This window comes from Pseudomonas sp. Irchel s3h9 (assembly GCF_900187475.1).
Taxonomy (GTDB): Bacteria; Pseudomonadota; Gammaproteobacteria; order Pseudomonadales; family Pseudomonadaceae; genus Aquipseudomonas; species Aquipseudomonas neuropathica.
The window spans coordinates 151,059-165,799 of sequence record NZ_FYDH01000008.1 but is presented as its reverse complement, the minus strand read 5'-3'; the positions used below and the strand labels follow the sequence as shown (position 1 = coordinate 165,799).

The window sequence follows — 14,741 nt, the reverse complement described above, 5'->3', positions numbered from 1 at the left end:
AGCCCGGGACGCTCTGCGTCCCTTTCAGAGCCGAACGCGGAGCGTCCGTTGAGGCATTCCCACGCAGAGCGTGGGAACGAGATTACGCGATGGGCGGCAAACGCCACTCGATCGGTGTTTCGCCATTCTGCTCGAGAAACTTGTTGGTCCGGCTGAAGTGTCCGCAACCCAAGAACCCGCGATATGCCGACAATGGTGACGGATGCACCGACGTCAGCACCAGATGCTTGGTCGCGTCGATCAGCTTCTGCTTGCTCTGAGCGTGCGCGCCCCAGAGCATGAACACCAGATGCGGCTGGCGCTCGCTGACCACCTCAATGATCCGATCAGTGAAGAACTGCCAGCCCTTGTCTTTATGCGCATTGGCGTTGGCGCGCTCGACGGTCATGGTGGTGTTGATCATCAACACGCCCTGATCGGCCCAGCTCTGCAGGTAGCCGTGATTGGGAATATCGATGTTCAGGTCGCGCTTCAACTCTTTATAGATGTTGACCAGCGACGGCGGCGCCGGCACGCCCGGTTGCACCGAAAAGCACAAGCCGTGGGCCTGGCCCGGGCCGTGATACGGGTCCTGGCCGAGGATCACCACCTTCACTTTATCCAGCGGCGTCGAGTTCAGCGCGTTGAAAATCATCGGTCCCGGCGGATAGATTTCCTTGCCGGCAGCCCGCTCCTGCTGCAGAAACTGGCGCAACTCTGCCATGTAAGGCTGGTCGAACTCAGCACGCAGTGCCTCCTTCCAGCTCGGTTCGAGTTTGATACGGTCGTCAGCAGTCATGGTCATACCCGGCAAAAACAATGGGGCGAACCCTAGGAAAGCCGACCACGCTTGTCAATTGATCTGATGCAGATCCGGCACTTTCCCACACAACGATCATACTGATCGTTCAAATTCCCGATCGAGGTCACGATGAATCTGCACTTCGAAGAACTCACCGGCACCGACGGCGCCCGCATCGGTATCGCCAGCCTGGATGCTGAAAAGTCGCTAAATGCGCTGTCCCTGCCGATGATCAATGCCCTCAGCGACAAGTTGAACGCCTGGGCCAAGGATCCACAAATCGTCTGTGTGCTGCTGCGCGGTAACGGCGCCAAGGCCTTCTGCGCCGGCGGCGAGGTGCGCAGCCTGGTCGAGGCCTGTCGCGCCCATCCCGGCGAAGTCCCGCCGCTGGCCGCGCAGTTTTTCGGCGCGGAATACCGCCTGGATTACAGCCTGCACACCTATCCAAAACCGCTGATCTGCTGGGGCCATGGCTACGTGCTCGGCGGCGGTATGGGCCTGTTGCAAGGCGCGAGTACACGGATCGTCACACCGAGCAGCCGTTTGGCCATGCCGGAAATCACCATTGGTCTGTATCCCGACGTCGGCGCCAGTTGGTTTCTCGCGCGGCTGCCGGGCAAACTCGGCTTGTTTCTTGGCCTGACCGGTGCGCACATGAACGGTCGTGATGCGATCGATCTGGACCTGGCCGACCGCTTCCTGCTCGACGAACAGCAGCCGCAACTGATCGAAGGCCTGTTGCAGCTCAATTGGCAGGAACAGACCGACGTGCAACTCAACAGCCTGCTCAAGGCGTTGCAGCAGGAAGCCGTGGCGCAGATGCCCGAAGCGCAGTGGCTGCCACGTCGTCAGCAGATCGACGAACTGCTCGACGTCAGCGACGTTACCTGTGCGTGGAAAGCCATCAGCCTGCAGCGCGACAGCAGCGATCCGTTGATCGCGCGGGCGGCGAAAACCATGAGCGAAGGCTCGCCACTGACCGCGCATCTGGTCTGGAAACAGATCATCCGTGCCCGCCATATGTCGCTGGCCGAGGTCTTTCAGATGGAATACACCCTGAGCCTCAATTGCTGCCGGCATCCGGAGTTCAGCGAAGGGGTTCGCGCGCGGTTGATCGACAAGGATCAGAAGCCGCACTGGCACTGGCCGGATATCAACAATGTGCCGGATGCGGTGGTTGAGGCGCACTTTCACAAGGTCTGGGAGGGCCGACATCCGTTGGCGGATTTGACGCAGTATTGAACTGACGCGATGACGACTGGATTCCGATCGCGAGCTGGCTCAATCGGTCGCCATACGACTCAGACATTCAGCTCGTAAAACAGAATGATCTCCGTCATCGCCCGCTGCGCTTCTTCGTCGCCCTTTATCAGAATGTCTTCGACATCCCTCAATGGCGGAAGAGGGTGCAGACGTTCAGCAATCTGCATCGCGCTGTAGTCTTGAGTCGCTGTTCCTTCGTTGTTTGAGTCGGCGGGCCGCCATCTTCCCCTTGCGAATCACCAGCAGAGATCAATCTCCAGGTTTCATAGGGCGGCGCTCCACCCAACAGGCTGAATCCGACTGTCCCTGACCAGCCGGCGTTATGGCTCACGGCTGTATCCTTCTCTCCGCAAGCCTCACTAAACAGTGCCTTGCCGATCGCACTGGCATCAATCTCTGCAATCTGGCTGATGGATGGAACCGTCCAGGGTGCCAGCCGACCCGCGAGGGATCCGTCGATCAAGGTATTGATGAAATTGGCGGCGACCTGATTCGATGACAGCTGCATCAGGTTTTCACTGAAAATTTTATTCAATCTCAGTTCACCTTGCCGCGAGGTGTAGCCGCGAATCAGGGCGGAGTAGGCACCGTTTCCACCGTTGGCATCAATGGCCACGGCAAGCCAGAGCCTGGCGCTTTTCAGAATTGTTCCCGCTTCATTATCGACAACGATAACCTCAGAAACTCTTCCGCCAATAATATCGAATAGTTTTTGATACAGGGGAGCGCAGCTAGCCCCTGCTATTCCCAGTGCCTCGTACTCAATTTTTTTTGAGAGAAGCCTCATACCTTTGCAAATATTGGCTGCGTTAAAGATCGCTGTTTTTTCAATATCGCTAAAAACATAAGTCATCGTTACTTCCTTGTAATAACTGAGCGTGAAAGATAATCACTGAGAAACTTGAGCATCTCAGGTGTTTCGCGTAATGACGATAGACCTAGGTCTACGCTGCCGTGCCCCCCAGCAAAGTCAAAGCTATCCAGATTGACAGTGCAGAAAAAGTTCAACTTGCCAAAATCCAGATTTTCCAATTCTGATCTGCTGAACCTTGCCAATTTCTCGTCAGTCAGTTGTTCCTCGGAAGCCGGGCGAATCAAACCGTCACAGCCTATCAACCGAGGGGTGCCATCACGCCGCGGCCAGCCAGTAATGACAAACGTTCTGACGGAATCCACATTCTTGAAATGCGGCGGCGGAGCATCCAGCCAAATCTCTAACCCCGGATAATTAGTCAACTTCACAATCAACTCATCGGGCCAGTTGACGTGTCGATAGCCCCGCTCATGGGGCTCGGTAGTCTCTTTTTTTGTATAAAGCCCAGCGTTCAGTTTATAAAGACGCCAACTTTCAGGAGTCGGCTTTACACTCTGATCGTGGTACGACCGTATCTCCGTCCCGGTCCACCAGAAATGCCCCTTGAGCGTATTGGCCAGACACGCTTTCTTATTCGCCAGTTCAGGCATGCCCACATAAAACTCCGGGACCAGAGTCTTATCCACATAGCTACCGCCCAGTATGGGCACCTGCTTCATGCTCGCCAGCTTCTTTTGGCAGGCCTCCTGATCCGCGTAATAGATTGCCATCGCCGCGGCGACTTCTTCTTCACGGATATAAAAATCCACCACGCAATAACAGGCATAAATAAACAAGCCGTACTTCAACAACTTCTTAAACCATTTAATCAATTGCTTATACGACATCCGGAGCATTTCAAACCTCCCTGCCAAACTGAGGAGCAGGCTGTTTCTTGAGATACCCGGATGTCGCGTTCTCAAACACCTCAAAGTATTGTTTCGTGCCGTACTCCACATTAAATCTGCTCGCCGTCAACTTCGCAGCGCTGCGAAGGCGGTCGTACTCACCAGCGGATTCAAGAACCCTGGCAATACGTTTGGCAATAGCGTGATGATCGAAGAAGTCCACCAGCAACCCATTGTGACCATCAACGATCACCTCCCTTACCGGAGCCGTATCCGACGCTACTACCACACACTCAGACGCCATCGCCTCCAGTAACGACCACGACAAAACAAACGGATACGTCAAATAAACATGGACTTTCGAACATTCCAGAACTGCCCGGTAAGTCTGGTAAGGAAGCTTCCCTGTGAAATGCACCCTGGAGTCATCGAAACTTACCTCTGCCTCCATCCTGCTGCGCCAATTTGCAAAGCCAACCGGCTTACACCCGTAACTGACGTCATCACCGCCTACTATGATTATCTGTGCATCGGGACACTCAGCCTGAATATGCGGGATCGCTCGCATAAAACTGTGAAACCCGCGATAAGGCTCAAGATTCCTCGCGACATAAGTAACGATCGGCTGCCCGGTTCTCAGTTCGACGCCATTGGGCAACCTGACGGCCCCCGCTTTCGCCAAGCAAGAACTTTGAATGACGCCCTCGTGAATAACCCGAATGGCCGGCTGATAAGCTGCAGGAAACAGACTGCGCTGCCACCGCGTGGGCGCAATGGCAATGTCACATTGCTCAAGATTCAAAAGATGCAGCGAATTGAGCACTCGCAGCCTTGATGACTCTCTTGTTGCTCGCGGGAATTCAGGGTCGAACCCGGAATCTGCGCCCTGCGCCCGATAGTAATATTCGCAATAGTGAATAAGCGGCGCGTCAGGATAGACATCCTTGACGAAGAGCGTTTCCCCCCATCCGGGATGAGCGAGAATTACGTCCGGCCGATAACCCGAATGTTTCAGCCGGCTCAGAATTTCAAAAACCTTCTGTCCATCAGTCACCGCTTGTTCGTAACGGGTCAGGTAGGGGTGAATACCGCCCGGTGCTCGGCTGGCAGCGCGGTATCGATATATTTTCACCCCTGCGATACCCGGCGCCGTATCCCGACCTATCGCCAAAACCTCATAACGCCTGTCAATCGCCGCCAGCACCACATGACGGAACTGGCCCGGAAAGTTTTGGTGAATCACAAGAAGCTTCATAGCGGCATCGTCCTTTTATTCGCCGCTGTTGAACTGAGTTTTGCTCACCTCGATCGGCACGAACAGACGCTAACAAATGCAAGGAAATGAAACTGTAGGAAGCGTCTGGGAATGCCCTAGGAGATGGCTAACGGGGCGACTTTTTCGACGGGCATAAAAAGCGGCGCAGGGCTCATCTGACCTGTACGCAAAGACTCATACTTGGTTTATGGCGTTTATTCACGGAGTGTTTTTACACTCGTGAACGCTGGAAGCGCCAACCTGCGCGCTTCCAAGGATGACTCTTTGACTATGGACAGTCTCATGATGGCCAACACCCTCGTACTCACACCTTCGCAGACTCGACGGCTCTCCCCTGACGATCAATCCACGCCAGGACCTGATGACATCGACTCCCCGGCTACTCCCCTGGCTAACTTGGGTGGAGCGTTGTCCTGGCCCATTCCCCTGAGTGCGGACGAACAACGCCGCTTGCGTCTGATCACCATGAGCCATGCACACCATTTGGGCGACCAGCCGCTGGTGATGCAGATCAAGGGCGGTGTGCTGGAGTTCTTGCGTTATGACCACCCTATTCCCGAGAACGTGACAGACGACCCTGCAAAGATGCTCGACGCGCTGCTCCGCTCCCCGCAAGGGCAACTGATGGGCAAAACGCTGCAACAGAGAATGCAAGGCATCGACAGCGATAGCAGCGTTATGGATTACCTGCTGGCGGGGATCGCACTGCAGATGGATCCTGAGTCGATCACCGCCCCCCTTCGCAACAAGACAGCTGGCTTCGATCTGGCCAGCAATCGACATTGCGGCCGGCATGCATCTGCAGTCATCGATGACCTCGCCGAACACTTAAGTCGTGAAGGCAGAACCAGCGCTGCCCTGGCGAAAACCGGCGCATACCTTTTGCTAGGCAGGTCGGCACCGCAGTTTCTGATTGCAGACATTCCCCGAAATGTGAAAGTTGGCAGTCTGGCCTGGGCCAACCTGACCATGGCGGCAATGGCCATCGAGGCACAAACACCTGGCAAAGTCCCCGGCCTGACGTTTGCCCAAGTCATGAGCAAGGCTGAAAGTGCTCGCCGGGCTGACCCGGCATCGACTCAACGCATTCAGACAGCCGTATTACGCGATTGGGCTGTCACCAACGAAATCATCCTGAAAAGAAACGATGACGCCTACACCGAAGGACAACTTGAAACGATAAGAGCGACATTTAACCAAGAGCTTGAAGAGCGGCTTGCTGCCGCCAGGATTCTGGACAAAGCATTACCGACACGAAAAGACATTGCCCTGGCCCTGCTGATAGAGCGGTTTAGCGATCTGGGCACGCTTTTCGAAGTCAAGGCTCTCCACACGGATACGTATCGTGGCGAGAGTGGACAGACGGGTTTCAGTGGCACCCATTCGCTTCTGGATTACGCAATGATGGACTTGCCGAATCCGCGTCCACTTGCATCAAGTGATACCCGCCTCCCACTCGAGGCATTGAATAACAACCCGACGTTCGGTGTGCAGGAAGCCTTCGACCGGCAGTTCGCCCGCTCAATTCTGGATAAAAAGGCCGCCGTCAATACAACGATCAGGCACATGATCTCCCTGCTCCCACTAGAAGACAAAAAGAATTTCGAGTTTGGAAAAGTCAGCTTTTTCCAACAAGGTTCATTTGTCTCGGATGGATTTTTCAATCATACCCCTTGCCCCAACGAGCCCGGGCTGCTCATCAGGACGGAGCTGAGCGGCACGTTCCAGGCGTACGAAATCAACATCAATAAAGACACGATTGAACGGACGGCCCTGCACAAGGCAAAGCAACAGGAATCAAGGGAGGCCAACAAATACTTCACGACCAAAGAGCTTGTCCCCCGTGAAGCGGCAAATGAACTGGGTCGCGAGCTCGCTTTAAGCGAATCACTGGTGAGCAGTTTCAGCAGCGCGCGGTCCCGTGCGATTGCCGACACCTTTGTGCAACATCTGGATCTGGATGACCCCGCAATCAAAGAGCTCGCACGCGGGCAAACCCCAATGGACGAATATTACCGGCCCAAACCGCTGGGTGAGTTTTTGTTGAACCTGATCCCCTTCAGATCCGCCATTGTCAATTTTCAGAAGGGCAACTACGGCGAGGCGGTGTTTGATCTCACTGTGGATGTATTCGGTTTTCTCACGGCGGGCGTCGCCACGGCAGGAAAACTGATCAGAATCGGCAGGACTGCTCTGTCCACCGGCGCCAAGGCATTGAAGACCGCCCATGTCATCGGTGTCGCCACCATTGATGTGCTCAACCCGGTGGGTGGCTTGAGTGATCTGGCCAGACTCGTGGGCACCGGTGGCCTTTATCTGCTGTCCAGAGGCGCCAAAGCCGTCAACCGGCTCAGGGGGACCGCCAACAGTTACGATGTCTTGAAAGCGCTCAGCAAACAGTACGACGCGGCGGCAACGGGCACCGTAAAAGTAACCGGCCAGACTGTGGAAGGTGCGGCCGTGCTGAAGAGCGGTCAATGGTATTCATTTGATGCCGACACGATGCGACCTTACGGCAGCCCGCTCGAGGAATTCGCTGTCGCCACCCAGGCGGTCGCCGGAGAAGTGCTCGCTGCACACATCGATGATTGGGACGAACTGAGCCATACCTTGTTCAGCCGCTACAGTGTGCCCGATTCCAGAATCGCCGGGCTCTCTCGCAACAGCCAAGGGGTGTATGTTGCCGCCGACGGACACCTCTCCCACATACGCCATACCGATGGCAGCGGTACCACGGCGGTGTACGAGGTCAGGCAAGTCACTCGCACGGAAGACGGCGTCGTGCGTGCGCGGGTGTATCACGACAACCGGCAAACCAGTCTGCTGGTCCAGCATCTCCAGGGTGATCAGTGGCAACGACTGGGATTGTTTGGTGGGGGGCAGATCACGGCGGATCACTTGCGGGCCTGGGAGGCGTTGCCGCAAGCGGAACAGAAGAGGCTGACCATTCGGGGCTTTGCGCTACAGAACGGAGTGTCGGCCAAAACCTTTGCGTACTACGTAGAACCCGAGGGTCAGTTGAGCGCTGCCGGCTTGCTCATGCGTAACCGACCTGCCAACACCCCTTTCAACAAGGTGACTCATGTACATGTCCGTGACTGGCAAACCATGACACAGCCGGCGCGTGACGCAATGACCATGGAAGGATTTGCCGGCCACCACCACCTTAATCCGATCTCGTTCAAAACTTATGTGCGAGCCGACGGGCTCGGGCCCGCGGGTGAAACGCTGCTGAACAGGGCGGCCGGCAGCTCTTACAACGCGCTTACCGATGACCATTTACGCACGTGGAAAGGATTGTTCGAGAAACCGGACAACTCGGTCACACCGCAAGAGTTCATACGTGAACACGGGCTCAGCCCGAACTCTTGGAGACTTCACGTTAAAGTTGATGGCACCCTGAAAGATGAGACTGTGCAGCGTCTTGATCAAGCTCGGCAGACGTCCGCCGTGCCGCTCGCTGCGACGCCAGCCCGTTTACCGACGCGGGTTCCGGGGGGACCGGAGGAGAAGATCACTGCCGAGCATCTACTGAATTGGGAGGCGGTGTCGCGTAACGAACAGGGGAACACGAGTCGTGCAGACTTTGCCCGGCAACATAACCTGTCCCAGACAACTTTTGAATACTACGTGCAACCTGACGGCCAACTGAGTGCTACGGGCGCCATTGTGCGCAACCGCCCCGCCAATATCCCCTTCGACAAGGTGACCCAAACGCATATCGATCATTGGCAAAACATGACGCAACGAGCGCGTGACGCAATGACCATGGAGGGATTTGCCGGTCATCATCACCTTCATCCGGGGACGTTCAAAAGCTTTGTGCGGCGCAATGGAAGCTTGGGGCCCGCCGGTAAAGCGCTATTGAACAGAGCAACCGGCACCGCCTATAACGCGATTACCGATGATCATCTACGCGAGTGGAGCCGGCAATTCGGGCAACCGGATAATTTGGTCACGGCAGCGGAGTTCGTCAGTCAACACGGATTTAGCCCAACCTCTTGGCATGCGCAAGTAAGAGCTAATGGATCTTTACGAGATGCGACTGCGCAGCGTCTCTATCCAGCAGGGCGCGACGTCGCACTACTCCCCTCCGCGCCCCAAAAAACTGATGCAATTGCGAGCCTGCCGGCTCATGTGCCAGGCCGGCGTAGTGAGTTAATCACTGCTGAGCACTTATTGGCTTGGGAAGCATTACCGCGAGCAGAACAGCTGTCGCTTACCCGCGAGGGTTTTACCCGCCAGAAAGGGCTATCCGGCAAAACCTTTGCGTACTATGTGGAGCCTGACGGACAGTTGAGCGCCGCGGGCATGATCGTGCGTGAACGCCCCGCCGGCACACCCGTCAATCAGGTGACCGGTGCGCATATTCGTGATTGGCAAGCCATGACACAACCGTTGCGTGATGCAATGACCATGGAGGGATTTGCCGGTCTTCATCACCTTCATCCGGGTCTGTTTAAAAGTATTGTCCGGCAAAATGGAAGCCTGGCACCTGCCGGTGAAGCGATGTTGAACAGGGCGGCAGGCGTTGCTTACAACTCGATTAGAGATGAGCATCTAAGCCAGTGGAAAATGCTCTTCGAGAAGTCGGGCAACACAGTCACAGTAGAAGAATTCGTACGCCAGCACGGATTAAGCCCCAACTCTTGGCGACGACTTGTCAGAGCTAATGGACTCTTAAAAGATACCGCTGTGCGGCGTCTCGAACAGGCAGGGAGAAACACCACATTGTCTCCCGCGCCTCAACAAATCGAGACAAGTTCGGGACAAAAGCGGCCTGCACAGGAATCTGTCGACCCGACCCAGCCGAAGAAGTCTGCCGACACACCACAAAACTCAGAACAGGCTCCCGGCCCCTCCTCGGACATCCTGCCTGTCGCAATCAAGGTTGAAACCGGAACGTCCTCGTCATTGCCTCATCAGGTCGACAACACATTGCCAATCCTGCAGGACCCAAAAAACCCCAGGCTCAGTTTGACCCATGCATTAGAGGGGCCGATAGATGACATCCGTATCGCCCACTGGAATGGCTTGCTTGACGGTCTCGATAACGCAAGCAAAAAAAACGTTTCAAGCCAGATCAAGGAATCGATCAAAGACTGGTTGCGTACCGAAGGACAGCATCAATCGCGGTTTGATCAAACTCTGGAAGTGTTCACGGCACTGGATGACGGACCCAATCGCGGCGCGTCAGTGTGGGCACGACGCGATATTGCCAAATTTGAAGTGCTAGGACCGTACGCAGGCAAGTTTCATGAATCAGATGCGTCGTTGTTTCAGGAGATACGCAAACAAGGTTCACGGGCTGTACTGACTTACTTGTTCGGCACACGCTCGGGCAATCGCTCGGTGAGTGGGCTGCACACGGGCAATACCCTGAGCCTGATCAATACCTCACAACTGGGCAATGAGCCGGCATGGAAGTCGAACAACGTCATTTCCATTGCCGCGGGAAAAAACCTGACGTTCTACGTGGCGCTAGAGGACATCAGCAAGGGTGATGAATTACTGATGGATTACGGCCTGCTCTATCAGCCCGTGCCTGATATAGCGGTCAAACAGGACCCTGGTCGCTGACTGCCCGTTGAGGCGTCAAAGCGACGACGGCCATTGATCCTTGGGTGCGCTGTACAGTGGCGCCTTAATCCTGACGATATTCCCGGGCACAAAAAAGCGGCGCTAATTGCGCCGCTTTCATTTGCGTGAATCTACCAGCGGTTGCCACGCCCGTTATGGTCGCCGCGTCCACTGTGTCGGTCGTAGTTACCGCGACCGCGGTGATCGTTATCCCAACCGCCGCGACGATGACCATCCCAATGCCCGCGATCGTTGCCGTGCCAGCGACGGCTTTCGTAATAACGTGGAGCCGGTTGGTAGTAACGCGGCGCCGATTGGTAATAGCGCGGTTGCTGGTAGTACCGCGGGGCTGGCTGGTAGTAGCGTGGCTGCGCGTAATACCTGCTGCCACCGTTGTAATACGTGCCACCCGTGTTGTAGTAGGCCGGTGCAGGTGATGTGTAGACCTCTGAGCTGTAATACGAGTCCGCGTAAGAGTACGGGACGCAACCGGCAACGGAAAACATCATCGCAGCAAGTAGAAGAATTCGTCTATACATGGCGGCCTCCTGGACCGCGGGTTGGCCACACCAGCGACGCTGGCAGGCGACAGTCATTTAATCGGTGACTGTCGAAAAATCAGACAGCGTTTTCGGCATCTGGTGCGTTGCTGCAACAAGTTGAAACAAGTGATCTATGAAACCTTGTTCATCCGCAAAAACGCTGTCATTCAGCCGCTGATTAATGGTGCCCACCGTGATATCCGCCGCCGTGATAACTCCGTCCGTAACCGCCTCGATACCCGTAGCCACCGTAGTAATAACGCGCGCCGCCGTAGTAGCGGGGGCCGTAATAATTGCCGTACGGATAAGGTGAGTAATAGCCGGGATAGTAATAAGTGGCTGGGTAACCGCCGTAGGGTCCGGCGTAGTAGTAACAACCGGACAGACCCAAACCGAGCACCGCTCCCAGCAGCACCCTTCGCAATGTTTTTTGAATAAGCATGGCGGCCTCCTGAAAGACCCGCGACAGCAGTCGGCACAGACCGGCTGACATCTGTTTTGACTGGCAAAGCCATGCCGAGTGCCGACACCCCGAAACCATCGGATCAGCGGCAAACACGCTGCATGACGGTGCAGTCGCGCACCAACTCAAAGCGCCTCAGCAGCCTCGCCACCAACCCTAGGCAACCCGCGCGCCCGTGCCAGAGCGCCTGACGCGACTTGGCACGCGTCTCGCTTTAGCAAACCCGTGCAGGAGTCATCACAGGTTCGCGGCACCACAATTTGCAATGGCTGACTAGGGTTCCGGCTCGCAATCGCGAGTGGCTGGTCCGAGAGTTGGCGACCTCCAGTTGAGGTTACACGGCGGGACAAAAGCCCGGGAGACAAGCCACCGTTCGCGGTGCCGCGTTGCCTTCCTGTCCGCCCTTGATCAACTGGAGAATCCACCATGACTCGACTAAGTTTTCCCGCCCTGCTCGCCGCTGCGTTCGCCGCGCTCATCAGCACGCAATCCCCCGCCGCCCAGAAAGACCACTTCAGCGTGTGCTGGACGATTTACGCTGGCTGGATGCCCTGGGAATACGCCGGCAGCCAAGGCATCGTCGACAAATGGGCGAAGAAGTACGGGATCAAGATCGACGTCGTGCAGCTCAACGACTACGTCGAATCGATCAACCAGTACACCGCCGGCCAGTTCGACGGCTGCACCATGACCAACATGGACGCGCTGACCATTCCGGCCGCCGGCGGCGTCGACAGCACCGCGCTGATCGTCAGCGATTTCTCCAACGGCAACGACGGCATCGTCCTCAAGGGCGAGGGCAAGACAGTCGCCGACCTCAAGGGCATGGACGTCAATCTGGTCGAACTGTCGGTCTCGCACTACCTGCTGGCCCGCGCGCTGGACTCGGTCGACCTGACCGAAAAAGACCTGAAAGTGGTCAACACCTCCGACGCCGACATTTCCGCTGCATTCAACACCGATCAGGTCAACGCCGTGACCACCTGGAACCCGATGCTCTCGGACATTAAGGCCAAGCCGGGCGTGACCGAAGTATTCAACTCCAGCCAGATTCCCGGCGAGATAATGGACATGATGGTGGTCAACAGCGCCACCCTCAAAGACAACCCGGCGCTGGGCAAAGCGCTGACTGGCGCGTGGTTCGAAGTGGTCGAGCTGATGAACGCCAAGAACGCCGCGAGCAAAGCTGCGCTGGAGCACATGGCCAAGGCCTCGGGCACGGATCTGGCCGGATTCCAGGCGCAACTCGACACCACCAGACTGTTCGCCACGCCAAGCGAAGCGCTGAGTTTCGCCACCAGCAAGCAACTGCCGGAAACCATGCGCAAGGTCGCCGAATTCTCCTTCCTGCACGGCTTGCTCGGTGAAGGCGCGAAAGACACCAGCGCGGTCGGCATGGCCTTCGCCAACGGCGTGACCAGTGGCGATACCGGCAACCTCAAGCTGCGTTTCGATCCGACCTACGTGCAGATGGCCGCCGACGCCAAGCTGTAAGCCACGGAGGATTTGGCCATGCGCCTGATCAATCGCCACCCGGATCGCCCCAGTCGCCTGTTGTTGGTGATCCTGCCGTTCGCTCTGCTGCTGTTCGCCTATTTCATGGGCTCGGCCGAGCGCCTGGCGGAAAACCCCAACGACAAACTGCTGCCCAGCGCCGTGCAGATGAGCGACGCGGTAAAACGCCTGGCCTTCAATGCCGACAGCCGCACCGGTGACTACCTGTTGTGGCAGGACACCGCGTCGAGTCTGCGGCGCCTGGCCATCGGCCTCGGCATCGCTGCATTGGCCGGGCTGTGCCTGGGCATCGCCGCCGGCACGCTGCCGTTGTTCGGCGCGCCGTTGTCGCCGCTGCTGACAGTGCTATCGATGGTGCCGCCGCTGGCGATCCTGCCGATTCTGTTCATCGTGTTCGGTCTGGGCGAGTTGTCGAAGGTCATGCTGATCGTGATCGGCATCACCCCGGCGCTCGCTCGCGACCTTGAACAGCGTGCGCGGGAAATCCCCGTCGAACTGCTGATCAAAGCGCAGACCCTCGGTGCCTCGACCTGGACGTTGATGCTGCGCGTAGTGCTGCCGCAACTGTTGCCGCGTTTGTTGATCTCGTTGCGGCTGATGCTCGGTTCGGCATGGCTGTTCCTGATTGCCGCCGAAGCGATCGCCTCCACCGACGGCCTCGGCTACCGGATTTTTCTGGTCCGGCGTTATCTGGCGATGGACGTGATTCTGCCGTATGTGGTGTGGATCACCCTCCTCGCCTGGCTGATGGATTGGGGCCTGAAATACCTGACCCGTCGCGCATTCCCTTGGTATGAGGGGGCGGCCAAATGAGCTTCATCACCGTGAAAAACGTCTGGCAGCAATACGCCGATCAGGTGGTGCTGGAAGGCCTGAACCTAAGCGTCAACGAGGGCGAGTTCTGCACCTTGGTCGGCGCGTCCGGTTGCGGCAAATCGACCTTCCTGCGTCTGCTGCTCGGCCAGGAAACGGCGAGTCGCGGCGAGATCCTGCTCGACGGTCAGCCGCTGGCCAGCGAACCGGATGCCAGCCGTGGCGTGGTGTTCCAGCGCTACTCGGTGTTCCCGCATTTGAGCGTGCTCGACAACGTCGCCCTCGGCCTCGAACTGCCGCGTGCGCCATTGCTCGGTCGGCTGTTCGGCAGCGCCAAACGTGAAGCTCGCGAACAAGCGGCAGCATTGCTGAATAAAGTTGGCCTCGGCCATGCACTGGACAAGTACCCGGCGCAGCTGTCCGGCGGCATGCAGCAACGGCTGGCGATTGCCCAGGCACTGATCATGAAACCGCGCGTGTTGCTGCTCGACGAACCGTTCGGCGCGCTCGATCCGGGCATCCGCAAAGACATGCACGCCTTGCTGCTGGAACTGTGGCGCGAAACCAAACTGACGGTGTTCATGGTCACCCATGACCTGTCCGAAGGCTTCAGCCTCGGCACGCGTCTGCTGGTGTTCGACAAGGTTCGCCTCGACCCGCACGCCCCCGGCGCCTATGGCGCGCGCATCACCTACGACATCCCTTTGAACAGCGACCGCCGCGCCCAACGCGCCGCCGTCGACGCCCTGCCGTTGCCACTGGCAGGCGCCCTTCGCACCGCTTGAGAGGACTTCTTCAATGAATAAG

General features: G+C 57.1%; 11 protein-coding genes and 1 riboswitch. Of the genes, 5 read left to right on the top strand and 6 right to left on the bottom strand.

What is annotated here, in order from left to right; translation table 11 throughout:
- Window positions 1-82: 82 nt before the first annotated feature.
- A complete protein-coding gene (gene ung, locus CKW26_RS15230; protein ID WP_095049315.1) occupies window positions 83-778 on the bottom strand; it encodes a uracil-DNA glycosylase in 696 nt (231 codons plus the stop codon).
- A 132-nt stretch (window positions 779-910) separates the two neighbouring features.
- Between ung and CKW26_RS15225 the strand changes: the two genes are divergently transcribed.
- Window positions 911-2,023, top strand: a complete 1,113-nt coding sequence (locus CKW26_RS15225) for an enoyl-CoA hydratase/isomerase family protein (protein ID WP_095049210.1) — start codon at window positions 911-913, stop codon at window positions 2,021-2,023.
- A 148-nt stretch (window positions 2,024-2,171) separates the two neighbouring features.
- Here the strand turns inward: CKW26_RS15225 and CKW26_RS15220 are convergent, their stop codons facing one another.
- Genes CKW26_RS15220 through CKW26_RS15210 form a run of 3 tightly spaced genes read right to left on the bottom strand, consistent with a single transcriptional unit; the run spans window position 2,172 to window position 5,000 of the window.
- Complete coding sequence (locus CKW26_RS15220; RefSeq protein WP_256579903.1) at window positions 2,172-2,897, bottom strand: hypothetical protein; 726 nt, start codon at window positions 2,895-2,897, stop codon at window positions 2,172-2,174.
- A 2-nt stretch (window positions 2,898-2,899) separates the two neighbouring features.
- On the bottom strand, window positions 2,900-3,754 hold the full coding sequence (locus tag CKW26_RS15215; protein ID WP_095049209.1) for a hypothetical protein: 855 nt from the start codon (window positions 3,752-3,754) through the stop codon (window positions 2,900-2,902).
- 1 nt (window position 3,755) lies between these two features.
- Window positions 3,756-5,000 (bottom strand): glycosyltransferase family 4 protein, encoded by a 1,245-nt coding sequence (locus tag CKW26_RS15210; RefSeq protein WP_095049208.1) that lies wholly within the window; start codon window positions 4,998-5,000, stop codon window positions 3,756-3,758.
- Window positions 5,001-5,303: 303 nt separating this feature from the next.
- Between CKW26_RS15210 and CKW26_RS15205 the strand changes: the two genes are divergently transcribed.
- Window positions 5,304-10,601 carry an SET domain-containing protein-lysine N-methyltransferase gene (locus CKW26_RS15205; protein WP_095049314.1) on the top strand — a complete coding sequence of 1,766 codons (5,298 nt, stop codon included), beginning with the start codon at window positions 5,304-5,306 and terminating at the stop codon, window positions 10,599-10,601.
- Window positions 10,602-10,732: 131 nt separating this feature from the next.
- Here CKW26_RS15205 and CKW26_RS15200 read toward each other — a convergent pair whose 3' ends face one another.
- Together CKW26_RS15200 and CKW26_RS15195 are read right to left on the bottom strand one after the other, a co-directional pair.
- Window positions 10,733-11,140 (bottom strand): hypothetical protein, encoded by a 408-nt coding sequence (locus tag CKW26_RS15200; protein WP_095049207.1) that lies wholly within the window; start codon window positions 11,138-11,140, stop codon window positions 10,733-10,735.
- A gap of 181 nt (window positions 11,141-11,321) precedes the next feature.
- A complete protein-coding gene (locus CKW26_RS15195) occupies window positions 11,322-11,585 on the bottom strand; it encodes a hypothetical protein (protein ID WP_095049206.1) in 264 nt (87 codons plus the stop codon).
- 283 nt (window positions 11,586-11,868) lie between these two features.
- Window positions 11,869-11,969, top strand: a riboswitch (guanidine-I (ykkC/yxkD leader).
- Window positions 11,970-12,032: 63 nt separating this feature from the next.
- On the opposite strand from CKW26_RS15195, the gene CKW26_RS15190 reads away from it, so the two are divergent.
- Genes CKW26_RS15190 through CKW26_RS15180 form a run of 3 tightly spaced genes read left to right on the top strand, consistent with a single transcriptional unit; the run spans window position 12,033 to window position 14,719 of the window.
- On the top strand, window positions 12,033-13,100 hold the full coding sequence (locus tag CKW26_RS15190) for a putative urea ABC transporter substrate-binding protein (protein WP_095049205.1): 1,068 nt from the start codon (window positions 12,033-12,035) through the stop codon (window positions 13,098-13,100).
- Window positions 13,101-13,118: 18 nt separating this feature from the next.
- Complete coding sequence (locus CKW26_RS15185) at window positions 13,119-13,934, top strand: ABC transporter permease (RefSeq protein WP_095049204.1); 816 nt, start codon at window positions 13,119-13,121, stop codon at window positions 13,932-13,934.
- On the top strand, window positions 13,931-14,719 hold the full coding sequence (locus CKW26_RS15180; RefSeq protein WP_095049203.1) for an ABC transporter ATP-binding protein: 789 nt from the start codon (window positions 13,931-13,933) through the stop codon (window positions 14,717-14,719). The genes CKW26_RS15185 and CKW26_RS15180 overlap by 4 nt, the downstream gene beginning before the upstream one ends.
- Window positions 14,720-14,741 lie beyond the last annotated feature (22 nt).